This is a genomic window from Nocardioides dokdonensis FR1436, from assembly GCF_001653335.1.
Classification (GTDB): domain Bacteria; phylum Actinomycetota; class Actinomycetes; order Propionibacteriales; family Nocardioidaceae; genus Nocardioides; species Nocardioides dokdonensis.
Window position 1 is genome coordinate 910,202 of record NZ_CP015079.1, and the last position, 24,341, is coordinate 934,542.

A 24,341-nucleotide genomic window follows, 5' to 3' on the forward strand; every position below is an offset into this window, starting at 1 on the left:
CGGCCTCTCCTAGTAGGTGAACTTGAGGCCGTTGGTCGGCGACTTCGGGACCGACGGCACGAACGACTTGGGCTTGAAGGTGACCCGGCCGTGGTTGATGGGGAAGCGGGTCGGCATCGTGCCGGTGGCCCGGGTGTAGGCGCAGGCCACCGCAGCGGCCGACGCGGCGACGCCGGCCTCGCCGGCACCGCCCGGCAGCTGGTCGTCGGAGGGCAGCACGAAGCAGTCGAAGCGGGGCGGGATGTTCCACTGCCGGGTGTAGTAGTAGTTGTCCCAGCTGGCCTCGATGAAGTGCCCGTCGCGCAAGTGCACGCTGCTGGTCAGGGTGAGGGCCAGCCCGTCGGAGAAGCCGCCCATCATCTGGGCCTGGAGACCTCGCGGGTTGATGACCAGCCCGGCGTCGACGGCGAACGTCGCCCGGGTGACCCGCGGACCGGTGACGGCGTTGCGGATCGTGCGGTTGACCGTCTCGGGGCGCACGTCGATCTCGACCAGGCAGGCGGTGGCGCCCTTGTACTCCTGGTGGATCGAGATGCCCTGCGCCATGCCCTGCGGCATCTTCCGGCCCCAGTCGCCCTCCTCGGCGACCTTCTCCAGCGCCTTGCGCACCTTGGGGCTCTTGGCGTGCTTGAGCCGGAACTCCAACGGGTCCAGCCCGACCTTGGCGGCCAGCCGGTCCACCACCAGCTCGACCGCGACCCGGGTGTCGGGCGAGTAGATGTTGCGCATCGACCCGGTGTTGAACCGGTCGTCGGTCTCATTCAGCAGCTGGGTGACGGCCCCGAAGTTGTAGCCGAGCTCCTGGGTGAGGGTGAAGATCGTCTGCGAGAAGCCCATCCCGCCGAGCCGGCGGCCGACCTCGGTGGGCGCCTCGTCGATGGTCGAGGTGATGATCTCGCCGAGGCCGTGGCTGAAGTCGGTGACCACGCTGGTGTTGCGCTGCTCGAAGGTGAGCACCTCCCCGGCCAGCACGGTGGCCCGGATCCGGGAGGTGACCATCGGGTGCAGCCGGCCCTGGCGTGGCTCGTCGGCGCGGTGCCACATCAGCTTGACCGGCTTGCCCATCGCCTGGGACACCTTCGCCGCCTCGATGGCGGCGTCGCTGAAGAGCTTGTGCCCGAAGGAGCCGCCGCCGGTGATGACGTTGACCTGCACCTGGTCCTGGCTCATGCCGAGCTCCTGGGCGATGTTCTGCTGGGCCAGGATCGGCACCTTCAACCCCGCCCAGATCTCGGCCGAGTCCGCGCGCACGTCGGCGATGGCGCAGTTGGGCTCCAGCGCGGCGCTGGAGCGGAACATGAACTCGAAGCGCTCCTCGACGGTCTCGGCCAGCAGCGGCACCGCCGGCACCGCCAGCGGCAGCTCGGCCTTCTTGAGCCGGGCCATGATCGTCTGGTCCGACTCGCCCTCGACCGGCCCCGGGTTCCACACCACGTCCATGGCGCGGATCGCGTCGATGCACTGCCCGAAGGTCTTCGCGCGCACGGCGACCCCGGTGTCGACGACCGCGACGTTCTTCACGCCCGGCATCCGCAGGATCTTCTTGGTGTTGCGCAGCTTCTTCGGCGAGCCGTTGAGCGTCGGCGGGCGGCACAGCATCGTGGGCAGCGCCCCCGGGACCTCCAGGTCGAGCGTGAACTCCTTCTGCCCGGTCACCGCCAGACGGGCGTCGTCGCGGTTGCGGGCCCGACCGATGCGGGTGAACTGGCCGGGCTCCTTGAGCTGCACGTCGACCTGCTTGGTCGTCGGGCTCGCCGCGGCGCCGGCCAGGGCGCCGTACGACAGGGCCTCGCCGCCGGGGCCCAGGACGACCCCGTCCTTGGAGGTCAGCCGTTCGACGGCGTAGCCGAGCTGGAGCGCGGCGGCCTCGAGCAGCGCGCCGCGGGCGATGGCGGCGGCCACGCGGATCGGGGTGTAGGTCGACACGGTGGAGTTGGAGCCGCCGGTGAGCTGGTTGAAGACCAGCTCGGGGCGCGCCGGCGCGAGGCTGACCCGCACCTTGTCGACCGGCAGGTCCAGCTCCTCGGCGATGATCATCGCGGTCGAGGTGGTGATGCCCTGCCCGACCTCCATGCGCGGCAGCGCGAAGGAGGCCGTGCCGTCCTCGTGCACCTCGATGGTGATCAGCTGCGAGGTCGGCAGCGCGGCGTCGCTCTGCAGGTCCTCGAGGTCGTAGAGCTCGGGCACCTGGGGCAGCGAGGGCACCGCGGCCGCGCGGGCAGGGCGGGCCATCGCGAGATCGGCGGCGGCGACGAGCGTGGTGCCGCCGATGACGTAGCCCAGGAACGAGCGGCGGGCCACTCCTGGCGCGGGTCCGTCGGCGGCTGGGGGCGGCTGGTTGGTTCCTGCGTCTGGCGAGGCTGTCATGTCCCGAGAACTCCCGATGTGGTGGATGGCGGGCCGACCGTGGCCGGTCGACCCTCACTACCCGTGTGTGAGTGCACTCACGCACATCTGGGGTTCGGTCCTGTCAGACGGACGGATTTTTACCCGCCGGGGCATCTCAGTCCGTGGGCGCGCCGGCCTCCGCGAGCCGGGCGAGCAGCAGCGTCTCGGCGAGCACCACCCGCTCGAACTCGGCCAGGTGCAGACCCTCGTTGGCGCCGTGCGCACGGGTGTCGGGGTCCTCGACGCCGGTCACGAGCACGCTGGCCCGCGGGAACGACTCGAGGAACTCGGCGATGAACGGGATGGAGCCGCCCACACCCATGTCGATCGGCCGGGTGCCGTCCCAGGCCTCCGCGAAGGCCGCACGGGCCGCGTCGTATGCCGGGCCGGTGGCGTCGATCCGGGTGGCCTCCCCGGTGTCGACGATCGTCACGCTCAGCTCCGCACCCCAGGCGACGTGCTGGTCGAGGTGCTCGCGGAGCCGGGCGACGGCGTTCTCGGCGGTGTCGCCGGGGGCGATGCGCAGCGAGATCCGGGCCCGCGCCGCGGGCACCAGGGTGTTGCTGGAGCCCTCGACCTTCGGGGCGTCGAGGCCGGTGATGCTCAGCGCGGGCTTGGTCCACAGCCGCTCGACGGCGGAGCCGCTGCCGATCCAGTGGGTACCGGGGGCGGCGCCGGACTCGGCACGCAGCCGCTCCTCGGGGTAGTCCACGTCGGCCGCGGGGCCGGCGTGCAGACCGGCGATCGCCACGTCGCCCTCGTCGTCGTGCAGGGTCGCGACCAGCCTGCTCAGCGTCATCAGCGCGTCGGGCACCAGCCCGCCCCACATGCCCGAGTGCACCGCGTGGGTCAGCGTGCGCACCTCGACGTCGGCGCGCACCAGGCCGCGCAGGCTGGTGGTCAGCGCCGGGACGCCGACGTCCCAGTTGCCGGAGTCGGCGATCACGATCACGTCGGCGCGCAGCCGCTCCTGGTGGGCCGCGAGCAGCGCCGGGAGGGTCTCGGAGCCGACCTCCTCCTCACCCTCGACGAAGACGGTGACGCTGACCGGCAGGTCGTCGCCGAAGACCCGCAGCGCGCCCAGGTGGGCCACGATGCCGGCCTTGTCGTCGGCCGCGCCACGGGCGAAGAGCCGGCGCCCGCTCGGGGAGTCGCGCTCGGTGGGCTCGAACGGCGGGGAGTCCCAGTCGGCGTGGTCGTTCTCGGGCTGCACGTCGTGGTGGGCGTAGAGCAGCACCGTCGGCGCACCCGCCGGGCCGGCCTTGTGCCCGATCACCGCGGGCGCGCCACCGTCGATGCTCACCACCTCGGTGTCCATGCCCTCCGCGGCCAGCAGCGCGCGCACGGCCTCGGCGCTGCGGCGTACCTCGCCGGCGCGGGCGGGGTCGGCGCTCACGGACTCGATGCGGACCAGGTCCTCGAGGTCGCTGCGCAGGCCGGGCAGCACGTCGGTGACGCGGGCCCGCAGGTCGGTGAGGTCGGCGTGGGAGCTCATGGCGCCACGGTAGTGGGGCGGCCAGCGGGAGTTTCATCGGCCGGCCGATGAACCTGGCGGGTGGACGCTGAAACTTCATCGGCCACCCGGGGGTTACGTCGGCCGGCCGATGAACCTCCCGGCCAGCCGGAGCGGGGCCGGCGGCCTGGGCCGGGCGAGGGGCCGGTCAGAAGGCCTTGCGTCGGCGCATCCGCCAGGACCGGCCGTCGGGGTCGTGGACCAGGCGGTAGCTGGGGGCGGCGACGAGCTGGCGCAGCACCGACAGCCGGGGCTCGGGCAGGCGGCGCAGCCGCCCCGGCGGGCGCGGGCCGACCCGACCACCGGCGTGCCAGTCCTCGAGAGCATCGGCGCTCTTCGCGAACTGCTCGAACATCCCGACGGGGTCCACGCAGTCGGCCATCACCTCGAGCAGGCCGGCGTCCTCCATGTCCTCGAGGCAGGTCAGCTCGTCGGGGTCGAGCCGGTCGAGGTGCTCGGCGGCCAGCGTGAGGCGGAGCCGCCGGGCGAAGCCGGCGCCGTCCGCGGGGCTCCGATCGATCATGGCGGCGGAGAGCTCGGAGTCGTTGGTCCACGACCGGCGGTTGAAGTTGTCCGAGCCGATCGAGGACCAGGAGTCGTCGAGCACGCAGACCTTGGCGTGCACGTAGACGGGCGTGCCGGCGTGGTTCTCCAGGCCGTAGAAGGCGACCCGGTCGGGTGCGGTCAGCAGCAGCCGCTGCACGCCGCGCAGTCGCCCGAAGACCTGCGGGTCCCGGGCGAACCAGCCGTCCTGGTCGGGGAACTGCGGCAGCACCACGACCAGGTGCAGACCCGGGTTGGCCTCGAGGGCGTCGACGAGGACGGTGCTCATCTCCCTGCCCCACAGGAACTGGTCCTCGACGTAGATGAGCCTCCTGGCGTGCTGGACCGCCTTCGTGTAGCCCCGCGCCACCGACCGCTCCCCCTCGGGCGCGAAGTCGAAGGCCCACCCCGCGCCCAGCACCGGGTAGGTGCGCAGCAGCTGGACGGCGTGGTCGGCACCGCCGACCTTCGGCGGCGGCGGGGCCTGCGGCGGGAGCGGGAGCCGGGCCTCGTCGAGGTCCGCGCGGGCGTCTCGCAGCCGGCGCACCGGGTTGCGGGTCGTGGGCGTCGAGTCCTCCCAGCGTTCCCGGAAGACGGTCTCGACGTCGTGCACGACCGGCCCCTGCAGGGCGACCTGCACGTCGTGCCACGGCGGGCGGGCGCCGTACTCCTCGGCGACCGGCTCGGCCTGCGGGTCGCCGCCGTGCCGGGCGTCGTCGCGGCGCCCGTGGCACAGGTCGATGCCGCCCAGGAAGGCGACGTCGCGGCTCGGGTCGTCGCGGTGCCGGATGACGCAGAACTTCTGGTGGTGCGCACCGACCCGCGTCACCCGCATGTCGAGCTGGACGTCGGCGCCGCGTGCCTGCAGCAGGTCCCCGAGCTCGCGGTGCTCCTCGTGCGCGTAGCCGAACATGCCCGCCTGCGAGCGCCAGACCAGGGCCCGCACGTCGACCCCACGGTCGAGCGCGCGGCCGAGCACCTCGACGAGCTCGCTGCCGGGGTCGTCGGTCAGCTGCTGGTCGGGGTTGGACTGCCAGTCGGTGAACCAGACCAGGTCGCCCTCGCCCGCCGCCTCGAGGCACCGGTGCAGCTCGGCGAAGTAGGTCTGGCCGTGCACGAGCGGCCGGGCCAGGTTGCCGGTCGTGAACGCGTCGTCACGGTGGGCGTCGTCGAGACGGGTGGCCGGGTTGCCTCGTTCCGCGCGGGTGAGGAACCAGTCGCGCGGATCGGGGTGGGGAGGCATGGCTGGAGGCTAGACCCTGGCCTCCGACCGCCGGTCGCCGATGTCTCAGGTGAGCGGCAGGTGCGGGGCGAGGTCGGCGCGCTGGCCCGAGGCACTGACGCGACCGGAGTCCTCGGCTGCGGCCCAGGTCAGCTCACCGGTGGCCAGTGCGATCCAGGTCGCGGCGTCGGTCTCCACCACGGCCGGCGGGGTGCCGCGGGTGTGCCGGACGCCGGGGATCACCTGGACCGCGGCGTACGGCGGCACCCGGACCTCCACCGAGTGCCCGGGGGCGCGCTGCTCGAGCACCGCCATGAAGTGCTTGACCAGCAGGCGGAGATCGGCCCGCTCCCCCGCCCCGGCCGCGACCCGTTGCAGGGCGTCAGCGACGTCGGCGGGGTCGGCGAGGCGCAGTCGGGCGGGCACCCTGGGCAGCCTAGTGCGGTGCCCGACGGCACGTGCGGGGGTGGGCACGGGGGTGGGCACGGGGGTGGGCACGGGGGTGGGCACGGGGGTGGGCACGGGGGTGGGCACGGGGGTGGGCACGGCTCGGGTGCGCCGGGTAGACAGGGACCATGGATCCGCACTCGTCCGGCCGCACCGCCCGTTCGCTGGAGACCCTGCACGCGCTGGGGTACTTCGTGCCCGAGGTCGAGCAGGAGGTCACCGCGCTCGGTGTCCGCAAGGGCCGCGGCGCCTACTTCGCCTCGCGCGCGGCCGCGATGGGTCGGGTCGGTCCCGGCCCCGTCGTCGCCACCTTCTCCGTCTTCGCGCCCTCGCTGGTCGAGCGCTTCGTGCCGGCCTGCTGGGAGGCCGCCGACCCCGAGCAGGTCATGGCGGCGCGCTACCGCGGCGTCGACGCGGCGTACCGGCGGCTGCTCGGTGCGGAGGTCCTCGAGTCCCCCGAGATGGCCGAGGCGGCCGAGCTGGCCCGGACCGCTGCGGCCGGGTGCACCCCCGAGGGCCGCGCGCTGTACGCCGCGCACGCCGACCAGGCGTGGCCCGAGGAGCCGCACCTGGTGCTCTTCCACGCCCTGACGCTGATCCGGGAGCACCGGGGCGACGGGCACGTGGCCACGACCCTCGCGCACGGGCTGAGCGGCCTGGAGTCGCTGGTGACCCACACCGCGACGGGGACCGGCTTCACGGTGCCGGCCGCCCAGGCGACGCGCGGATGGTCCGAGGAGCAGTGGCAGGCGTGCGTCGTCGCGCTGGCCGACCGCGGCCTGATGGGCGCCGACGGCACCCTCACCGAGGCGGGCGTGGCGCTGCGGACCGCGATCGAGGCGGACACCGACGAGCGCGGGCACGCCCCGTGGGCGGCCCTGGGGGACGAGGGCACCGAGCGGCTGCGCACGCTGGGACGTCCCTGGGTCAAGCAGATGCTCGCCGGCGGCGTCTTCCCGGCCGGCGTCTTCGCCTGACCCGGCCGGCCACCCGACGTGCCCGAGGGCGACAGCGTCCACAAGCTGGCGAGACGCCTGGACCGCAGCCTGCTCGGTCGCACCGTCGCGCGCTCGGACCTGCGCGTGCCGAGCCTGGCCACCCGTGACCTCGCCGGGCGCGAGGTGCTCGAGCACGCCACGCACGGCAAGCACCTGCTCACCCGCTTCTCCGGCGGGGTCACCCTGCACAGCCACCTGCTGATGGACGGCGAGTGGTCGGTGACCCGGCCGGGCCGGAGGCTGCCGTCGCGCCTGCTGCCGGACGTGCGGGTCGCGCTCGAGACGACGGCGGGCACCACCGCGTGGGGGCTGCGGCTGCACCAGCTCGACCTGGTCGCCACCGCCGAGGAGTCGCGGCTCGTCGGTCACCTCGGCCCGGACCCGCTGCACGACGACTTCGACGCCGCCGAGGCCGTACGCCGCCTGCGCGCGGCGCCCGAGGTCCCCCTGGTCGGCGCGTTGCTCGACCAGACCCGGATGGCCGGACTGGGCAACCTGTGGGCCAACGAGCTCGCGTTCATCATCGGTCGCAGCCCGTGGACCCCGGTCGGCGAGGTCGACGTCGAGCGACTGGTGACGCTGGCCGCCCGGGCCCTGCGGCACTCCGCCCTGGTGCCGGGCGCCTACCAGGTCACCACCGGCACCGGCCGCCGCGGGGAGAGCCACTGGGTCGCGGGGCGCCAGCGCCGTCCGTGCCTGCGCTGCGGGCGCGTGGTGCAGATGGTCGACGAGGTGCCGAACGACCCGGCGAACCGGCGCACCTGGTGGTGCCCGCACTGCCAGCCCGGCCCCCTGCGTCCGCAGCGGTGACCAGGGTCAGAGGTCGGCGAGGATCTCCAGGGTGCGCCCCCAGGCCGGGGACGCGGGGTCGACGACGGTGAAGTGATCACCCTCGACCTCCACCAGCTCCGCGCTCGCCCCGGCGGCGCGGGCGGTGTCGACGTAGGTCTGCGACTGCGACGGCGGCACGACCGTGTCGTCGCGCCCGTGCACGCACCAGACCGGCTGGTCGAGCGGCACCTGGCGCAGCGGGTCGACCGAGGCGTCCTGCGGGCCCGGGGCCCGACCGAGGAACGCCGCCACCGCTCCTCCGCCCAGTCCGGCCGCGTCTGCCGCGACCAGGTCGAGCACGCCGGCCTGGGAGACCACGTGGGTCAGCCCGACCCCGCCGGCCCACCGGTCGTGGCGGGTGCGGGAGGCCGCCCAGGTGGCCAGGTGGCCGCCCGCGGAGTGCCCGATCGCGACGACCGGCACCGCGGCGAGGTCGACCCCGAGCTCCAGGTCCGCGAGGAGGTCGATGCCGGCGGCGACGTCGTCGAGCGTCTCGGGCACGCCGCCGCCCGCGCCGGCCCCGGTGCCGACCCGGCGGTACTCCAGCGCCAGCACCGCCCAGCCCGCCTCGACGAGGCTGGGGACGAGGGGCTCGGCGTACTCGATGCCGTACTCCGCCTTCCAGAACCCGCCGTGCACCACCACCGCGACGCCCCGCGGGGCGGCCGCGGGGCGGGTCAGCACGGCGTACTGGCTCGGGTCCTCGCCGTAGCCGAGCTCCTCGGTCGTGGCGTCGTCAGGCACGGGCGGGACCTCCTCGGGGCCGGTGGCGCAGGCGGCGGCCGCCACGGCGACGGCCGCGAGCGCGGGCAGGACCAGCAGGTTACGACGATGCACACCTCTCCTTCGTAGCCACCGCCACCCCCGACGGCCGAGCGGTCACTTCTGCACCACCGAGCAGTCAGTTCTGCACCATCGAGAGGTCAGTCGCGGCACGCAGCAACGGCCCCCGATCGACCGCTCGGCGGTGCGAAACTGACCGGTCGATGGTGCGAAAGTGACTGCTCGTCCCTCACTCGGCGGGGCCCCGGCGCAGGCGCTTGGTCTCGCCGCGACGCTTCTTCGCGTCCAGGCGGCGGCGCTGGGAGCCGCGGGTGGGCTTGGTCGGGCGACGCTTCGCGGGTGGCGGGCCGGCCGCGCTGCGCACCAGCGCGGCGAGGCGTTCGCGGGCGGCGCGGCGGTTGGCGAGCTGGTTGCGGTACTCCGACGCCGCCACGGTGAGCACCCCGTCGACGAGCCGGCCGGCCAGGGCGTCGAGGAGCCGGGCCCGCACCGGCTCCGGCAGCGAGGCCGCCGCGACGTCGTACGACAGCTCGACGCGGGAGTCGGTCGTGTTCACGCCCTGGCCGCCCGGGCCCGAGGAGCGCGAGAAGCGCTCGCTCAGCTCGGAACCCGGGATCACCAGGGTCCGCGTCACGGGCAGGTCGTCGGGCACCGGTCCATCATGCAGGCGCGTAGCGCAGGTGCAGGACCCCGGTGGGGAACACCGTCTGCTCGAGCAGGGTCAGCGGCACCTGCTGGCCGTCGGCGGCGAAGAGCCGCTGGCCCCGGCCCACCACGACCGGGTCGACGAAGAGCTGCAGCTCGTCGACCAGGCCGCGCCGCAGCAGCCAGGAGACCGTGGTGGCGCAGCCCGTCATGCCGATGTCGCCCTCGGTGCGCGCCCTGATCTCGCGCACCTGCGACTCGACCTCGTCCTCGCTGCCGGAGACGAGCGCGCTGCCCGGCCAGCCGGCCTCGGTGAGGCTGTTCGACAGCACGTGCTTGGGCAGCGCGTTGATGAACGGCCCGAAGTCGTCGTCCTCGTTGCCCGGCCAGTACGCCGCCCACTCGCGGTAGAGCGTGCTGCCCATCAGGTAGGCGGTCACCGAGGACTGGTAGCGGGTCATCGCCTCGCCCATCGCGTCGTCGAAGTACGGCCCGTCCCACTCGTGGGGCGACTCGACGACCGAGTCGAGGGTGGTGAAGAACGTGGACACGATGCGACCCATGGGGGCTCCTCGGGTGGGTGGTGGCGGCTGGTTCGGTGCTACCGACCGGCCCCGGCGCCGGGAATCATCGCGACCCTGCGGCCGGGGTCAGGCGATGACCCCCAGCTCGCCGCCGAGGGCGGCCGGCAGGGTGGCGATCCAGGCGGAGCGCAGCTTGAGCAGGTTCAGCTCGAAGGCCCCGTCGACGACCAGCTCGTCGCCGCCGGTGCGACCCAGCGGGGTCGCGGGCACGCCGTGCTCGGCGGCCAGCGCCAGCAGCGCACCGAGGTCGTCGTGGTCCACGGTCACCACGGCCCGCCCGGCCGACTCGGCGAAGAGCGCGACGAAGGGGTCGCCGCCGGCGACCTCGGACAGGTCGACCCGCACGCCGCACATGTTCGACAGGGCGGACTCGGCCAGCGTCTGGGCCAGCCCGCCGTCGGAGACGTCGTGGGCGCTGGTCAGCAGCCCGGCGGCGCCGCCGGCGGCGGCGCGCAGCAGCTCGGCCAGCGACTTCTCCGCGGCCAGGTCGACCTGCGGCGGCAGCCCGCCGAGGTGGCCGTGCACCACGTGGGCCCACTCCGAGCCGGACAGCTCCTCGCGGGTCTCGCCGAGCAGCACCACGCTCTCGCCGGGGTCGTCGCCCTCGACGGAGCGCCAGCCGGTCGGCGTGCGCAGGGTGACGTCCTCGATGACGCCCAGCACGGCGACGACCGGCGTCGGCAGGATCGCGGTCTCACCGGTCTGGTTGTAGAGGCTGACGTTGCCGCCGGTCACGGGGATGCCGAGCTCGAGGCAGCCCTCCTTGAGGCCGCGGCAGGCCTCGGCGAACTGCCACATCACGTCGGGGTCCTCGGGCGAGCCGAAGTTCAGGCAGTCCGAGATCGCCAGCGGGGTCGCGCCGCCGGTGGCCACGTTGCGGTAGGACTCGGCCAGCGCGAGCCGGGCTCCGGTGTAGGGGTCGAGCTTGGCGAAGCGGCCGTTGCAGTCGGTCGAGACGGCGACGCCGAGGTTGGTCTCCTCGTCGATGCGCACCATGCCGGAGTCCGACGGCTGGGCCAGCACGGTGTTGCCGCGCACGTAGCGGTCGTACTGGTCGGTGATCCACGACTTGTCGCACAGGTTGGGGCTGGCGACCAGGCGCAGCAGCGTCTCGCGCAGCTCCGCACCGGTGGTGGGCCGGGCCAGCGCCTCGGCGCGGTCGGCCTGCAGCGCGTCCTGCCACGAGGGGCGGGCGAAGGGGCGCTCGTACGTCGGTCCGTCGTGCGCGACCGAGCGCGGGGGCACGTCGACGACCCGCTCGCCGTGCCAGTCGATCTCGAGGCGACCGGTGTCGGTCACCTCTCCGACGACGACGGCCTCGACGTCCCACTTGGCGCAGATCGCCATGAACGCCTCGACGTCGCCGGGCTCGACGACCGCCATCATCCGCTCCTGGCTCTCGCTCATGAGGATCTCCTCGGGAGCCAGGGTGGAGTCGCGCAGCGGCACCCGGTCGAGCTCGACGTGCATGCCGCCGTCACCGGCCGAGGCCAGCTCGGAGGTGGCGCACGACAGGCCGGCGCCGCCGAGGTCCTGGATGCCGGCGACCAGGCCGGCGGCGAAGATCTCGAGGGTGCACTCGATGAGCAGCTTCTCCATGAAGGGGTCGCCGACCTGCACGCTGGGCCGCTTGGCTGGGCCGTCCGCGTCGAAGGTCTCGCTGGCCAGCACCGAGACGCCGCCGATCCCGTCGCCGCCGGTGCGGGCGCCGTACAGGATCACCTGGTTGCCTGCACCCGAGGCCTTGGCCAGGTGCAGGTCCTCGTGGCGCAGCACGCCGACGCACAGCGCGTTGACGAGCGGGTTGCCGAGGTAGGACGCGTCGAAGACGGCCTCACCGCCGATGTTCGGCAGGCCCAGGCAGTTGCCGTAGCCGCCGACGCCGGCCACGATCCCGGGCAGCACCCGGTGGGTGTCCGGGGCGTCGAGCGGGCCGAAGCGCAACGGGTCCATGACCGCCACGGGCCGCGCGCCCATCGCGAGGATGTCGCGCACGATGCCGCCGATGCCGGTGGCGGCGCCCTGGTAGGGCTCGACGTACGACGGGTGGTTGTGCGACTCGACCTTGAAGGTCACCGCGTAGCCCTGGCCCACGTCGATGACGCCGGCGTTCTCCCCGATCCCGGCCAGCATCGCGCCGGCGGGGGTCTCCTGGGGGATCTCGGAGAACTGCTTGAGGTGCACCTTGGAGGACTTGTAGGAGCAGTGCTCGCTCCACATCACCGAGTACATCGCCAGCTCGCTGGAGGTGGGCCGGCGCCCGAGGATCTCGCGGATCTTCGCGTACTCGTCGGCCTTGAGCCCCAGGTCGGCCCAGGGCTGGTCGCGTCCCGGGTCGCTGGTCGCGGCGGCGACGGTGTCGAGAGCGGAGATGCGGGGCTGCACGGGGTCCTCAGGCACGGAGGTCAATGTACCGGCGGCGGGCTCCGCGGCTCTCCCCGACCGTGCGTGACTCGGCACACCCCCTCTGACCTGCGGAAACTACACGTCTGTAGTTCACGGCGAAGGCTGTTACTCGTGTGACTGGTGTGGTTAAGGTGACGCAGCCCGGGTCGCCTGGGCTCCGTTCTGCCCCCGCGCCACAGGAGTCTCCGATGCCCCGACCGACCTCCCCCCGGGTCCGCCTGGCACTCGCCGGCGCGCTCAGCGGCGTGCTCGCTGCCACCGGCGTCGCCGCCCAGTCCGCCACCGTCGCCGCGACAGCGGCGGAGGGCCCGAGCAGCAGCGAGCGCCGCGCGCCCACCGTCGAGGAGGGCCAGGTCGTCACGCCCGGCGACTTCACCGGCTACGGCTTCGACCAGTGCCTGGCGCCGACCCAGAAGTCGATGAACACCTGGTGGCGCACCTCGCCGTTCTCCGCTGTCGGCATCTACATCTCCGGCGACTCCCGGGCCTGCCGCAACCAGCCCAACCTCACCCCCGGCTGGGTCGTCAAGCAGGCCACCAAGGGCTGGCGGCTGCTGCCGATCACCCTGGGCCCGCAGGCTTCCTGCCAGCCGCGCTTCCCGCGCTACGACGACGACCGCACGATCGACCCCCGGCCCGGCAAGAACGGCAAGTACGTCAAGGCGCTGAAGATGGGTCGACGCGAGGCGGTCTCCGCCGTCGCCGCCGCGCAGGCGCTCAAGATCGGCGAGGGCAGCACCCTCTGGTACGACCTCGAGGGCTTCGACCACACCAACACCGACTGCCGCGAGTCCGCACTGTCCTTCCTGTCGGGGTGGACCCAGAAGCTGCACACCCTCGAGTACGTCTCCGGCGTCTACTCCAGCGTCTCGTCGGGCATCAAGGCGCTCGACGACGCCCGCGTGACCCGGCCCGCCCGGTTCGCGCTGCCCGACGCGATCTGGCTGGCCCGCTGGGACGGTGTGGCCAACACCTCCAGCAGCTACATCCGCGAGGACGGCTGGCGCCCCGGCGGCCGCGTCAAGCAGTACCGCGGCGGGCACGACGAGACGTGGGGCGGGGTGCGGATCAACATCGACTCCAACTACCTCGACCTCGGCCAGGGCACCACCGCCCGCCCCCAGGGCGAGGCCTGCAACGGCACCCGGGTGAACTGGCAGTCCTACGAGCTGCTCCGCCCGCCGCGCCAGACCAAGAAGGGCACCAAGCGCGCCGACCCCGCGAAGGTCGCGGCCCTGCAGTGCCTGCTGAAGCAGAAGGGCTACTTCGAGGGCGACATCTCCGGCGCCTACGGCCCCCGGGTCGTCAAGGCCACGCAGCGCTGGCAGCGCGAGCACGGCTTCGCCGAGCAGGACCTCTGGTCGCGCACGCACTGGATGTCGCTGCTGTCGGCCGGCTCCAAGACCACCACCAAGTTCGGCTCGAGCGGAGACGCCGTACGCCGCCTGCAGCGGTCGCTGAACGCCGCGTCACCGAAGGCGAAGGTCGCGGTCACCGGGGTCTACGGGTCCGCCCTGGAGAAGGGCGTCAAGGACTGGCAGCGCCGGGTCGGGATCGACGCCTCCGGCGTCGTCAACGCCCGCACCTGGAAGAGGCTGCAGCGCGGGATCCGCAGCTGAGGTCCTGCCGGCTCCGGGTGGCGTGGGGCCGGCTCAGCCGACGGGCGGGCCGGCCAGCAGCGCGACGCCGGTGAGCGCCGCGACGGTAGCCACCCCGCTGGCGAGGCCGCGACCGGGGTTGCGCACCAGCCAGGAGACGGGGCGCTCGAGGCCCTGCGGGTCCTCGGCCCGCAGCCGCCAGGTGGCGCCCAGCAGGCCGCGGCGCTCGGCGCGACGGTCGAACCAGATCGTCAGGAACGGCGGCACCGCCGAGGCCAGCCCGAGGACGGTCGTCCCGCGGCTCCAGCGCTGGTCGATCGCGACGACGACCGTGGTGACGGCGTACGCCACGAAGACGATGCCGTGCAGCATGCCGAAGACCCGGACGCCGAGCTCGGTGGTCTCGGTGACGTACTTTAGGAACATCCCGCACAGCAGCAGGGTCCAGGTGACCGCCTCGGCGACCGCCACCCACCGGAACAGCCGCAGCGGGCTCACGCGAAGACCTGCTCGGCCAGGCTGGTGAAGAAGCCGAGGCCGTCGGTGCCCGAGCCGGTGAGGTCCTCGACCGCGTGCTCGGGGTGCGGCATCAGCCCGACGACGTTGCCGCGCTCGTTGCTCACGCCTGCGATGTCGCGCATCGAGCCGTTGGGGTTGATGTCGAGGTAGCGCGCCACGACCCGGCCCTCGCCCTCGAGCCGGTCGAGGGTGGCCTCGTCGGCGACGTAGCCGCCCTCGCCGTTCTTGAGCACGACGGTGATCTCCTGGCCGGACGCGTAGGCGGCGGTCCAGGGTGTGTCGACGTTCTCGATGCGCAGCCGCTGGTCACGGCACACGAACCGGCGGTGGTCGTTGCGGATCAGCGCACCGGGCAGCAGGTGCGACTCGCAGAGGATCTGGAAGCCGTTGCAGATGCCGAGCACCGGCATCCCGCGCTCGGCTGCCGCGATGACCTCGGTCATGACCGGGGAGAACCGCGAGATGGCGCCGCAGCGCAGGTAGTCGCCGTACGAGAAGCCGCCGGGGAGGACGACCGCGTCGACCGCCTTGAGGTCGTGGTCGCCGTGCCACAGGGCGACGGCCTCGTGGCCGCCGAAGCTCACCGCGCGCTGGGCGTCGACGTCGTCGAGGGAACCCGGGAACGTGACGACGCCGATCTTCACGCCTGCACCTCGACGGACTCCTCGATGCGCACGGTGTAGTTCTCGATCACCGGGTTCGAGAGCAGGGTCTCGGCCATCCGGGCCACCTCGGCCAGCACCTCGTCGGTGACCGGGCCCTCGACCTCGAGCTCGAACCGCTTGCCCTGGCGGACGTCGCTGACCCCGGTGAAGCCGAGTCGCGGCAGGGCGCCGTGGACCGCCTTGCCCTGGGGGTCGAGGATCTCGGGCTTGGGCATCACGTCGACGACGACTCGGGGCACGGAGCGCTCCTGTTGCAAGGGAGGGACAGGGGTCGGGCAGGGCCAATCCTAGGCGCCCGCGGCCGCAGCACCGACCCGCACGGGTGCCGGTTGCGACACACCGCCTGCTCACACCCCCGGCACAATGGGGACATGAGCATGAATGTCGGCTCCTCGGCACGCGCCGCGCTGCCCCTGGAGTTCCCCCAGTCCCTGGCCGTCTACGACGACTACGCCGCCGCCCAGCGCACCGTCGACCACCTCTCCGACGAGAAGTTCCCGGTCGAGCAGTGCATGATCGTCGGCACCGACCTCAAGCGGGTCGAGCGCATCACCGGCCGTCTCACCACCGGTCGCGTGGCCGCGGGCGGGGCCGCCTCGGGCGCCTGGTTCGGCGTCTTCATCGGCCTGATCTTCATGCTGCTCACCGACGAGGGCATCGTTGCGACGTTCCTGCCCACGGTGCTGATCGGCGCGCTCTTCGGGCTCGTCTTCGCCCTCACCGGGTACGCCGCCACCCGGGGCCGGCGCGACTTCTCCTCGGTCACCAGCGTCGTGGCCACCCGCTACGAGGTGCTGGTCGAGCACAAGTCCGCCGCCCGCGCCCGCGAGCTGCTCGCCGACCTGCCGGGGGCGCTGCCCAACCCCTTCGCCTGACCCGCGACCCGCGACCCGCGACCTGGCGGTACATCTGCGCCGGGTCGACGGGACATCTGGGCCGGGTCGACGCGATATCTGGGCCGGGTCAGTGGCGGGTCTGGACGACGACGATGCTCAGCGCCACGCCGAGGCCGGCGAGGATCGGACCGAGCGTGCCCAGGGTGCGGTCGCCCCCGTCGGGACCGTCGTAGGAGAGGCCGAGGTAGGTCACCGCGGCCCCTCCGACGATCATCAGCAACGCCACCACCAGCCCGAGGATGCGGGCTGGGGTCACGACAGCTCGCGCTTGAGGATCTTGCCGGTCGCCGTCATCGGGAGGTCCTTGCTGAACTGCACGATGCGGGGGTACTTGTAGCCGGCCATCTGCTCCTTGGCCCACGCGACGATCTCGTCCTCGGTGGTGGTGGAGCCCTCGTTCATGATCAGCACGGCCTTGATCTCCTCGCCGTGCGAGTCGTGCGGCACGCCGATCACGGCGGCGAGCGAGACGTCGGGGTGGCTCATCAGCACCTCCTCGACCTCGCGCGGGTACACGTTGTAGCCGCCCCGGATGATCATGTCCTTGGACCGGTCGACGATGTAGTACCAGCCGTCCTCGTCCTTGCGACCCAGGTCGCCGGAGCGGAACCAGCCGTCGCGGATGGACTCGTCGGTGGCGTCGGGGCGCCCGTAGTAGCCCTTCATGATGTTGTGGCCCTTGATGGCGATCTCGCCGACCGCGTCGGGGCCGGTGTCCTCGATGTCGCTCCAGTCGCCCGGCTCGGGGCTGATCAGCTTCATCTCCACCCCGGGGATCGGGGTGCCGATCGAGCCGACCCGCGGCTCCTCGCCGTACGGCGAGAACGAGGCGACGGGGCTGGTCTCGGAGAGGCCGTAGCCCTCCAGGATCGTGACGCCGAACTTCTTCTGGAAGTCCTTGTGCACCTCCACCGGGAGCGCCGAGCCGCCGGCGGCGGCGACCCGCAGGTTGGCGGCCAGGGCGGAGACGTCCGTCTCGGGCGTCAGCGCACCCAGCAGCCCCCAGTACATGGTCGGGACACCCGCGAAGAAGGTCACCTCCTCACGCAGCATCAGGTCGAGCGCGGGCTGCGCCTCGAAGCGGGGCAGCATCACCACGGTGCCGGCGAACGCGAACGCCCCGTTCTGGATGACCGTCTGGCCGAAGGAGTGGAACAGCGGCAGCACGCACAGGTAGGTGTCGGGCCGCTCGGCGCTGGCCCCGAAGAGGTCGGCTCCGGCCAGTGCGTTGTCGCGCATGTTGCGGTGCCGCAGCTCGGCACCCTTGGGCTGACCGGTGGTGCCAGAGGTGTACAGGATGACCGCGGTGTCGTCCTCGTCGGTCTGCACCGTCTCGAACGTGGGCGGCTGCTGGGCCATCGCGCGGCCCATGGTCTCGGTGCCCTCGATGGGGGACTCCGCGGCCGGGTCGGCGGTGATCATGAAGAAGTGCTCGCACGCGTCGGTTTCGGAGAAGCCGGCGTGGCCCTCGGCGCCGATCGGCAGCTCGGGGGTGCCCTGGAAGCAGAAGAACGCCTTCGCGTCGGAGTCGGCCAGGTGGTAGGCCACCTCGCGGCCCTTGAGCAGCACGTTGAGCGGCACCACGCTGGCACCGGCCTTCAGGATGCCGTAGTACACGAGCGAGAAGTAGGGCAGGTTCGGGCAGCTCAGGGCCACCTTGTCGCCGGGCTGGATCCCACGCGAGACCAGCAGGTTGGCGATCTGGTTGGCTGCGCCGTTGACCTGGGCGTAGGTGAGCCGGGTGTCGCCGAAGATGATGGCGTCGCGGTCGGCGTGCTGCTCGGTGGTGCCCTCGAGCAGGCTCGCAAGGTTGAAGCTGGTCACGCGGTGGCCTCCGTCACGTTGGTGGAGGGCTCAACCTACCGACCCCTCCCGAGAGGCAACAGGCCCCTCAGGCACAGTTCCGGGCGGCCCGGCGCAGATCGGCCCGCACGGGCAGCACGGAGACCGCGCTGAGCAGCAGGCCGAGCGGGCGCAGCGGGCCGGGACCGCTGATCCGGAAGCCGAAGGCGACGTCGCAGCCGGCGGCCGTGGGGGTCAGGGTCAGGTCGAGGGTGGCGCGCACCGCGCGCCAGGTGCCGCGCTCGGACCACCGGTGCGCTCGCTCGTACGTCGTGGTCTCCATCGCCGGTCGCAGCCCGGGGCGGGTCACGTCGATCCAGCGCTGGCCGGGGCCCGGCTCGCCCACGACCTGCTCGACGGCGGCCAGGCTGGACTGCCACTCGGGGCGCCGGTGCGGGTCGACGAGGTAGTCGAAGGCGACCTCGGGCGGGCACGCGAAGGCGACGGTGCCGCCCACCGTGCGCTCGGACCGGCTCACCAGGACTCGCCGGTGAGCAGCTCGTAGGCCTCGATGTAGCGGCCCCGGGTGCGCTCGACGACCTCGGCGGGCAGCGGCGGCGGCGCCGCGCCCGTGGAGCGGTCCCAGCCGGACCCGGCCGACAGCGCCCAGTTGCGCACGATCTGCTTGTCGTACGAGGGCTGGGTGCGCCCGGGCTGCCAGGCGTCGGCGGGCCAGAAGCGTGAGGAGTCCGGGGTGAGCACCTCGTCGCCGAGGACGATCGTGCCCGCGGCGTGGCGGGCCCGCCCCTCGGAGCGCCCGAACTCGAGCTTGGTGTCGGCCAGGATGATGCCGCGCTCGCGAGCGAGGTCGTCGGCGCGGCGGTAGACGGCGAGGGTCAGCTCGCGCAGGTGGGCGGCGTCGTCCGCGCCGATGCGCTCCGCGACGGCGGCGTACGAGACGTTCTCGTCGTGCTCGCCGAGGTCGGCCTTGGTGGCGGGGGTGAACACCGGCTCCGGGAGCCGGCTGCCGTCGACGAGTCCGGCCGGCAGCGCGACGCCGCAGACCTCGCCGGTGGCGTCGTAGTCGAGCAGCCCCGATCCGGTGAGGTAGCCGCGGGCCACGCACTCGACGGGGAACATGTCGAGCCGCTCGCACACGACCGCACGGCCGCGGACCGCGGCGGGCACCTCGGTGGACAGCACGTGGTGCGGGACGAGGTCGGCGAGCTGCTCGAACCACCACAGCGACATCCGGGTCAGGATCTCGCCCTTGTCGGGGATGGTCGTGTCGAGCACGAAGTCGAAGATCGAGAGCCGGTCGCTGGCCACGACCAGCAGCTGGCCGGCGTGCTCGCCGGACTCGACCTCGTACAGGTCACGCACCTTGCCCGAGTGCAGGTGGCGCATGCCGTCGAGGGCGGGGGCGGGCGGGATGTTGAGGTCGGCGCTCACGAGCTCAGCGTAGGGCCGCGGCACGGACGGCGACGGGGCCGGGCCGGGGGATCGCTCCCCCGGGCCGGCCCCGTCGGTCGTGCTGGGTGTGTCAGCCGCTCAGCGACGCAGGCCGTCCCGGTGGTCGTGCGCCGGGTGCAGCTCGGCGTTGCGAGCCGCCTTGTCCGCGGACTTGCGCTCCGCCTTCGTCAGCCGCGGGGCGGGCTCGGTCGAGCCCTCGCCGAGGCCCTCGGTGCTCACGGCGTACGTCGCGATCGCGTGGGCGATGGCGTCGGACATCTCGTCGATCGCGTCCATGCTGACGTTGTCGCGGTCGTCGCACTCGGCGTGGTAGCAGACGTCGTAGGCCACGCCGGCCTCGCCGCCGTAGATCTCCGCCTGCTCCTCGGTCTTGACGCCCTCGGCGCCGGTGAACAGACCACCGGACGGGATGTCGACGCCCTCGGCGATGAACGGCCCGTAGTCGGAGCGACCGCTGAACGGGGTCGCCTCGGAGGCGAGGTCGACGCTGTCGAAGTAGTCGTTGAACATCGCCTCGATGTCGTCGGAGCCGGCCGGGCCGACCGCGCCACCGCCCTCGGAGTTGTCGCCGTCGTAGACGAAGCGCACGTAGTTGGGCGAGCCGACCATGTCGAAGTTGAGGTAGAGGGCGATCTCGTCGATCTCCTCCTGGCTCAGCTCACCGACGTAGTGCTCGGACCCGAGCAGGCCGAGCTCCTCTGCTCCCCACCAGGCGAAGCGCACCTGGTTCTCGAGCTTGCCCTTGCCCTTGTTGCCCTTGCCCTTCTTGCCCTTCTGCTTGTTCTTCTTGTCGAACTTGGCGAGCTTGACCGCGGTCTCGAGGATGCTGGCCGAGCCGGAGCCGTTGTCGTTGATGCCCGGGCCCTCGGTGACGCTGTCGAGGTGCGAGCCGGCCATCACGACGTTGTCCGGGTCGCCGCCTCGGGTCTCGGCGATGACGTTGTAGGTGTCGCGGAGCTCGGAGGTGGTGTCGGCGGTCATCGTGACCTCGGTGCCGGCCGGGTCGATCAGGTCCTGACCCACGGCGAAGGAGCTGCCGAAGACCGGGATCTCGTAGCCGGGCGCTCCCAGGGTGCCGACGAAGGAGTCGGTGCGCCCCTCGACGCCGGAGTTGAAGACGATGACGCCGGCGGCGCCCGCCTCCTCGGCGTTGGACGCCTTCTGGCCGAACGCGCAGGTGCCGCGCTGGACCAGCGCGATCGAGCCCGCGGGGAAGGAAGCGAAGTCCTCGGCCTCGCAGCCGCTGGTGCTGGAGCCGTTCACGGTGCCGTCGGTGTCGACGGGGACGACCTCGGCGGTCACGTCACCGGAACCCGAGTAGGTCATGGACGAGAAGTCGTCCGGCGAGGCGTACGTCGTCGCGTCGGGGGCGGTCTGGGCGAGCGTGGCCGGCGAGTTCTCCTCGTAGAAGGCGAACTCGAAGGTCTGCACCTCCGGCTTGTAGCCGGCCTTCTTCAGCGTCTTCACCACGTAGTCGCGGCTGGCGGCGTAGCCCGGGGTGCCCGAGGCACGGTTGCCGTCGTTCGCGTCGGCGATCTGCTGGAGCGCGTCGAGCCGCTCGCCGATGGCGCCCGGCTTGACCCGCTTGGTCAGCTGCTTGGACAGGTCGAAGCCCTTGGCCTTGCCGCGCTCGGCGGTGGTGGCGGCGGCGTCGGGGGCGGCGTCGTCAGCGCTGGCGTTGACCCCGCCGGCGACGAGGGCGACGGCGGTGGTGGCGGCCAGTGCCGAGACGGCGGCACGGGAGAGTGATCCGAGATGCACGTGTTCCTCCGAGGAGTCGGCCCGGCGTCCGGCTGATCCGGAGCGGGCGCGTCAGGTGGGCGTCACCCTAAACACGATGTGACCTGGGCCACAAGGGGTGGTCGGCAAATACCGACCGCACGGTCAGTCGTTCGTGGCGCGGGTCCGGCGGCGCCACGGCGGCGGCTGGCCCTGCAGGAACCACTGCATCTTGCGAGTCACCCACGGCAGGGCGAGATAGGTCATCACCGGGGTCATCACCAGCACCGTGACCAGCACCCGCAACGCCAGCACCAGGTCGCCGACGTAGGCGCCCGCGCCCCAGTTGGCCACCAGGCTGAGGGGGTAGAAGACGAGGAAGATCGTCACCGCCTGCTTCCACCGCGGCGGGGGTGCCGGGTTGACCCGCAGGTCGCGCACGTCGCGGTTCGTGGGCTCGTCGAACCACCCCTCGATGCCCGTACGCCGCTCCACCCGCGAGTCGCGCACGCCCAGGCCGGTGGCCGCGTCGCGCCACCACTGCCGCTGGGGCGAGCCCTCCCAGTGGGCGAGCGCCTCGGCGTCGTCGAAGCGGTAGAGCATGTGCCACGTCTCGGAGTCGGCCTCCGGTCGCACCCAGCCGGCCCCCAGGAAGCCGGGGAACTGCTGGGCCAGCGACGTGCCCGCCTGGAGCCAGCTCACCATCTCGGCCTCCCGGCCGGGGTCGAGGTGCCGGGTGATGGACACGGTGACGGGGTTGCTCATACCCAGGATCGTCGCGGGCGACGGGGGCGCGTGCCAAGCCGACGCCGGAGCGCACGGTCGACGCGACCGGGACGAGGTGCGACCGGACGGGGTGCGACAGGATGGGGTGATGGTTCCCAGCACCGACCCCGGCGGGATGGAACCGCCGCTCCCGCCGGGTTCCGAGGACATGACCCCCCTCGCCGAGCCCGTGACAGGTGCGCGCCCCGACGCCCGGGCGCGGGCGTTCGCGACCTGGGTGGAGCCGGAGGTCGAGGTGCTGCTGCGGGTGGCGCACACCCTGACCGGGTCGTGGAGCGACGCCGACGACGTCGTCCAGGACACCCTGGTGCGGGCCTGGCGTGCAGCGGACCGCTTCGACGGCCGGCACCCCCGCGCCTGGCTGCTGACCATCCTGCGCCGCACCCACCTCAACAGCCTGCGCCGCACCCGGCCGGACCTGGTCGGCGACGACCGGCTGGCCCAGCAGCGCCCGGCCTTCGGGGCCGCCACCGGCGCCTCACCGGAGCAGATCGTCGACGAGCAGGGCTTCGACGTCGACGTCGCGGAGGCGCTGGCCGGGCTGAGCGACCCGTTCCGCCGGGCGGTGCTGCTCGTGGACGTCGACCACCTGACCTACGCCGAGGCCGCCGCGGCCCTCGACGTGCCGATCGGCACCGTCGTCTCCCGCGTCAGCCGCGGCCGTGCCCGGCTGCGGGCCGCCCTGGCGCACCGCCGCCCGAGAGGAGACGTCTGATGCGCGGACCCGTGTCGATGAGCCGGTCGATGATCGAGTGCTGGTGGTCGGGCCGGGTGCTCGACCGCTACCTCGAGGAGCAGCCGGCCGTCCCGCTGGCCTCCGACGAGCGCGAGCGCCTGCAGCGGCACCTCGCGGTGTGCGACCGCTGCGCCACCTCGGCCACCGAGCGGCGACGGGTGCACTCGGCGCTCGACCGGCTCGGCGAGCGCCGCTCCCCTCCCCCCGCCTCGCTGCAGAAGGCCCGCGAGCTCGTGCAGGACCTGACCGACGGAGACCCCTCGTGACCACCAGCACCAGCACCACCACCGACGCCCCGGACCAGAGCGGCGCACCGGCCGCCGACGGACGCCGCTCCGACCCGCTGACCAGCCCCGACGGGCGGCCCTGGGACCTGCTCGTCATCGGCGGCGGCACCGCGGGGCTGGTGGCCGCCCACACCGCCGCAGGCTTCGGCGCCCACGTCCTGCTGGTCGAGCGGCACCGCACTGGTGGCGACTGTCTGTGGACCGGTTGCGTCCCGAGCAAGGCGCTGCTCGCCGCCGCGCACGCCGCCGCGGCACCCCGCCACGCCGCCCGGCTCGGGGTGCACCTGGGCGCGGCGGAGGTGGACTTCACGGCGGTGATGGCCCACGTGCACGACACCATCGCGCGCATCGAGCCGGTCGACTCCCCCGAGCGGCTGCGGTCGGCCGGTGTGAGCGTCGCCCACGGCACCGCGGTGCTCACCGGCCCGCAGAGCGCGGTCGTCGACGGCGAGCCGGTGCGGTTCGCCCAGGCGCTGCTGGCCACCGGGTCCTCCCCGGTCGTGCCGGGGATCCCCGGGCTCGCGGAGTCCGCACCCCTGACCTCGGACACCGTCTGGGACCTCACCGAGCTGCCCGGGCGGCTGCTGGTGCTCGGCGGCGGGCCGATCGGCTGCGAGCTGGGCCAGGCGTTCGCGCGCCTGGGCAGCGACGTGACGATCGTCGAGGCCGGCCCGCGCATCCTGGGCCCGGAGGACGAGCACGCGGCGAGCCTGGTGGCCGCCGCCCTGCGCACCGACGGCGTGACCCTGTGCGAGGACGTGTCGGTCGAGCGCGTCGAGGGCAGCGCCGGCGACCTGACCGTGCACCTCTCCGACGGCAGCTCGGTGGCCACCGACCGGGTGCTGGTCGCCATCGGCCGCGCCCCCGGCACCCGTGACCTCGGACTCGACGCGGCCGGCGTCGACCTCACCGAGCGGGGCCACGTGGTCGTCGACGACGCGCTGCGCACCGCGAACCCGCGCATCTGGGCGGCCGGCGACCTGACCGGCCACCCGGCCTTCACCCACGTGGCGGGCATGCACGGCAGCCTGGCCGCCTCCAACGCCGTGCTGGGCCTGCGCCGCAAGGTGCGCCTCGACACCATCCCCCGCGTCACCTACACCCAGCCCGAGGTGGCCTCCTTCGGCCTGGGCACCGAGACCGATCGGGAGTCCCACACCGTGCACCGGGTCGACCACGGCGAGGTGGACCGGGCGATCGCCGAGGCCGACACCGACGGCGAGGTCGCCGTGGTGCTCGACGCCAAGGGCCGCCTCGTCGGCGCCCGCGCCGTGGGGCCCCGGGCCGGCGAGGTGCTCGCCGAGCTGACGCTCGCAGCCCAGGCCGGGCTCAGCCTGCGCACCGTCGCCGGCACCATCCACCCCTACCCGGCGTGGACCGACGCCGTCTCCAAGGCCGCGGTCGCCCGCACCCGGGAGGAGCTGGCCGCGCCCGTTCCGGCCGCCGCCACCCGCACCCTGTCGCGCGCTCGGCGCCGCTGGGCCCAGCACCGGGCGTCCGTGGTGGCCGGCCGGTCCTGA

24 protein-coding genes are annotated in these 24,341 nt (G+C 73.2%); 7 read left to right on the forward strand and 17 right to left on the reverse strand.

The annotated features are described in order from the left end of the window. Nucleotides 1–9: 9 nt before the first annotated feature. From I601_RS04390 to I601_RS04405, 4 genes are all read right to left on the reverse strand, one after another. Nucleotides 10–2,367 carry a molybdopterin cofactor-binding domain-containing protein gene (locus tag I601_RS04390; protein WP_084527128.1) on the reverse strand — a complete coding sequence of 786 codons (2,358 nt, stop codon included), beginning with the start codon at nt 2,365–2,367 and terminating at the stop codon, nt 10–12. Between the two features lie 136 nt (nt 2,368–2,503). Beyond that, on the reverse strand, nt 2,504–3,883 hold the full coding sequence (locus tag I601_RS04395) for a dipeptidase (protein ID WP_068106867.1): 1,380 nt from the start codon (nt 3,881–3,883) through the stop codon (nt 2,504–2,506). A 166-nt stretch (nt 3,884–4,049) separates the two neighbouring features. Further along, the gene (locus I601_RS04400) at nt 4,050–5,687 is read right to left on the reverse strand and encodes a phospholipase D family protein (protein ID WP_068106869.1); all 1,638 of its coding nucleotides are present in this window, start codon (nt 5,685–5,687) and stop codon (nt 4,050–4,052) included. A gap of 45 nt (nt 5,688–5,732) precedes the next feature. Beyond that, on the reverse strand, nt 5,733–6,092 hold the full coding sequence (locus tag I601_RS04405) for a sterol carrier family protein (protein ID WP_084527130.1): 360 nt from the start codon (nt 6,090–6,092) through the stop codon (nt 5,733–5,735). A 149-nt stretch (nt 6,093–6,241) separates the two neighbouring features. Between I601_RS04405 and I601_RS04410 the strand changes: the two genes are divergently transcribed. Both I601_RS04410 and I601_RS04415 read left to right on the forward strand, forming a co-directional pair. Beyond that, nucleotides 6,242–7,090: an SCO6745 family protein gene (locus tag I601_RS04410; RefSeq protein WP_068106870.1), complete on the forward strand. Its 849-nt coding sequence runs from the start codon at nt 6,242–6,244 to the stop codon at nt 7,088–7,090. An 18-nt stretch (nt 7,091–7,108) separates the two neighbouring features. After that, nucleotides 7,109–7,921, forward strand: coding sequence for a DNA-formamidopyrimidine glycosylase family protein (locus I601_RS04415; protein WP_068106873.1), 813 nt, complete (start codon nt 7,109–7,111; stop codon nt 7,919–7,921). 6 nt (nt 7,922–7,927) lie between these two features. Here I601_RS04415 and I601_RS04420 read toward each other — a convergent pair whose 3' ends face one another. The 4 genes from I601_RS04420 to purL form a co-directional block, all read right to left on the reverse strand. After that, nucleotides 7,928–8,779, reverse strand: a complete 852-nt coding sequence (locus tag I601_RS04420) for an alpha/beta hydrolase family protein (RefSeq protein WP_068106875.1) — start codon at nt 8,777–8,779, stop codon at nt 7,928–7,930. A gap of 175 nt (nt 8,780–8,954) precedes the next feature. Then, complete coding sequence (arfB, locus tag I601_RS04425; RefSeq protein ID WP_068106877.1) at nt 8,955–9,377, reverse strand: alternative ribosome rescue aminoacyl-tRNA hydrolase ArfB; 423 nt, start codon at nt 9,375–9,377, stop codon at nt 8,955–8,957. Between the two features lie 7 nt (nt 9,378–9,384). After that, nucleotides 9,385–9,933 (reverse strand): dihydrofolate reductase family protein, encoded by a 549-nt coding sequence (locus I601_RS04430; RefSeq protein WP_068106879.1) that lies wholly within the window; start codon nt 9,931–9,933, stop codon nt 9,385–9,387. An 87-nt stretch (nt 9,934–10,020) separates the two neighbouring features. Beyond that, nucleotides 10,021–12,363 (reverse strand): phosphoribosylformylglycinamidine synthase subunit PurL, encoded by a 2,343-nt coding sequence (purL, locus tag I601_RS04435; RefSeq protein ID WP_418303085.1) that lies wholly within the window; start codon nt 12,361–12,363, stop codon nt 10,021–10,023. Between the two features lie 185 nt (nt 12,364–12,548). Here purL and I601_RS04440 point away from each other — a divergent pair, with 185 nt between their 5' ends. Next, the gene (locus tag I601_RS04440) at nt 12,549–13,979 is read left to right on the forward strand and encodes a glycoside hydrolase domain-containing protein (RefSeq protein ID WP_068106881.1); all 1,431 of its coding nucleotides are present in this window, start codon (nt 12,549–12,551) and stop codon (nt 13,977–13,979) included. 33 nt (nt 13,980–14,012) lie between these two features. On the opposite strand, the gene I601_RS04445 is transcribed toward I601_RS04440, so the two are convergent. The 3 genes from I601_RS04445 to purS are packed head-to-tail and all read right to left on the reverse strand — an operon-like array spanning nt 14,013 to nt 15,381. Next, entirely contained in the window at nt 14,013–14,456 is a 444-nt protein-coding gene (locus I601_RS04445) for a DUF3817 domain-containing protein (RefSeq protein WP_068106884.1), read from the reverse strand. Next, nucleotides 14,453–15,121, reverse strand: a complete 669-nt coding sequence (purQ, locus tag I601_RS04450) for a phosphoribosylformylglycinamidine synthase subunit PurQ (RefSeq protein ID WP_068106886.1) — start codon at nt 15,119–15,121, stop codon at nt 14,453–14,455. The genes I601_RS04445 and purQ overlap by 4 nt, the downstream gene beginning before the upstream one ends. After that, complete coding sequence (gene purS, locus I601_RS04455) at nt 15,118–15,381, reverse strand: phosphoribosylformylglycinamidine synthase subunit PurS (RefSeq protein WP_068106888.1); 264 nt, start codon at nt 15,379–15,381, stop codon at nt 15,118–15,120. Before purS ends, purQ begins: the two co-directional genes overlap by 4 nt. Before the next feature lie 132 nt (nt 15,382–15,513). On the opposite strand from purS, the gene I601_RS04460 reads away from it, so the two are divergent. Then, the gene (locus tag I601_RS04460; RefSeq protein ID WP_068106890.1) at nt 15,514–16,017 is read left to right on the forward strand and encodes a YflT domain-containing protein; all 504 of its coding nucleotides are present in this window, start codon (nt 15,514–15,516) and stop codon (nt 16,015–16,017) included. 88 nt (nt 16,018–16,105) lie between these two features. Here the strand turns inward: I601_RS04460 and I601_RS04465 are convergent, their stop codons facing one another. The 6 genes from I601_RS04465 to I601_RS04490 all read right to left on the reverse strand — a co-directional run bounded on the left by I601_RS04465 (nt 16,106) and on the right by I601_RS04490 (nt 21,777). Further along, complete coding sequence (locus I601_RS04465; protein WP_068106892.1) at nt 16,106–16,294, reverse strand: hypothetical protein; 189 nt, start codon at nt 16,292–16,294, stop codon at nt 16,106–16,108. Beyond that, complete coding sequence (locus I601_RS04470; RefSeq protein ID WP_068106894.1) at nt 16,291–17,862, reverse strand: long-chain-fatty-acid--CoA ligase; 1,572 nt, start codon at nt 17,860–17,862, stop codon at nt 16,291–16,293. The genes I601_RS04465 and I601_RS04470 overlap by 4 nt, the downstream gene beginning before the upstream one ends. A 67-nt stretch (nt 17,863–17,929) precedes the next feature. After that, nucleotides 17,930–18,358 (reverse strand): SRPBCC family protein, encoded by a 429-nt coding sequence (locus tag I601_RS04475; protein ID WP_169834658.1) that lies wholly within the window; start codon nt 18,356–18,358, stop codon nt 17,930–17,932. Next, nucleotides 18,355–19,227 (reverse strand): phosphoribosylaminoimidazolesuccinocarboxamide synthase, encoded by an 873-nt coding sequence (locus tag I601_RS04480; RefSeq protein WP_068114347.1) that lies wholly within the window; start codon nt 19,225–19,227, stop codon nt 18,355–18,357. Before I601_RS04480 ends, I601_RS04475 begins: the two co-directional genes overlap by 4 nt. A gap of 144 nt (nt 19,228–19,371) precedes the next feature. Beyond that, entirely contained in the window at nt 19,372–21,054 is a 1,683-nt protein-coding gene (locus I601_RS04485) for a M28 family metallopeptidase (protein WP_068106896.1), read from the reverse strand. Between the two features lie 123 nt (nt 21,055–21,177). Next, on the reverse strand, nt 21,178–21,777 hold the full coding sequence (locus tag I601_RS04490; RefSeq protein WP_068106898.1) for an antibiotic biosynthesis monooxygenase: 600 nt from the start codon (nt 21,775–21,777) through the stop codon (nt 21,178–21,180). Nucleotides 21,778–21,886: 109 nt separating this feature from the next. Between I601_RS04490 and I601_RS04495 the strand changes: the two genes are divergently transcribed. The 3 genes from I601_RS04495 to I601_RS04505 are packed head-to-tail and all read left to right on the forward strand — an operon-like array spanning nt 21,887 to nt 24,341. Beyond that, nucleotides 21,887–22,513 (forward strand): RNA polymerase sigma factor, encoded by a 627-nt coding sequence (locus tag I601_RS04495; protein ID WP_237089547.1) that lies wholly within the window; start codon nt 21,887–21,889, stop codon nt 22,511–22,513. Then, a complete protein-coding gene (locus tag I601_RS04500; protein ID WP_068106900.1) occupies nt 22,513–22,800 on the forward strand; it encodes an anti-sigma factor in 288 nt (95 codons plus the stop codon). The genes I601_RS04495 and I601_RS04500 overlap by 1 nt, the downstream gene beginning before the upstream one ends. Further along, nucleotides 22,797–24,341 (forward strand): dihydrolipoyl dehydrogenase family protein, encoded by a 1,545-nt coding sequence (locus I601_RS04505; protein ID WP_237089548.1) that lies wholly within the window; start codon nt 22,797–22,799, stop codon nt 24,339–24,341. Before I601_RS04500 ends, I601_RS04505 begins: the two co-directional genes overlap by 4 nt.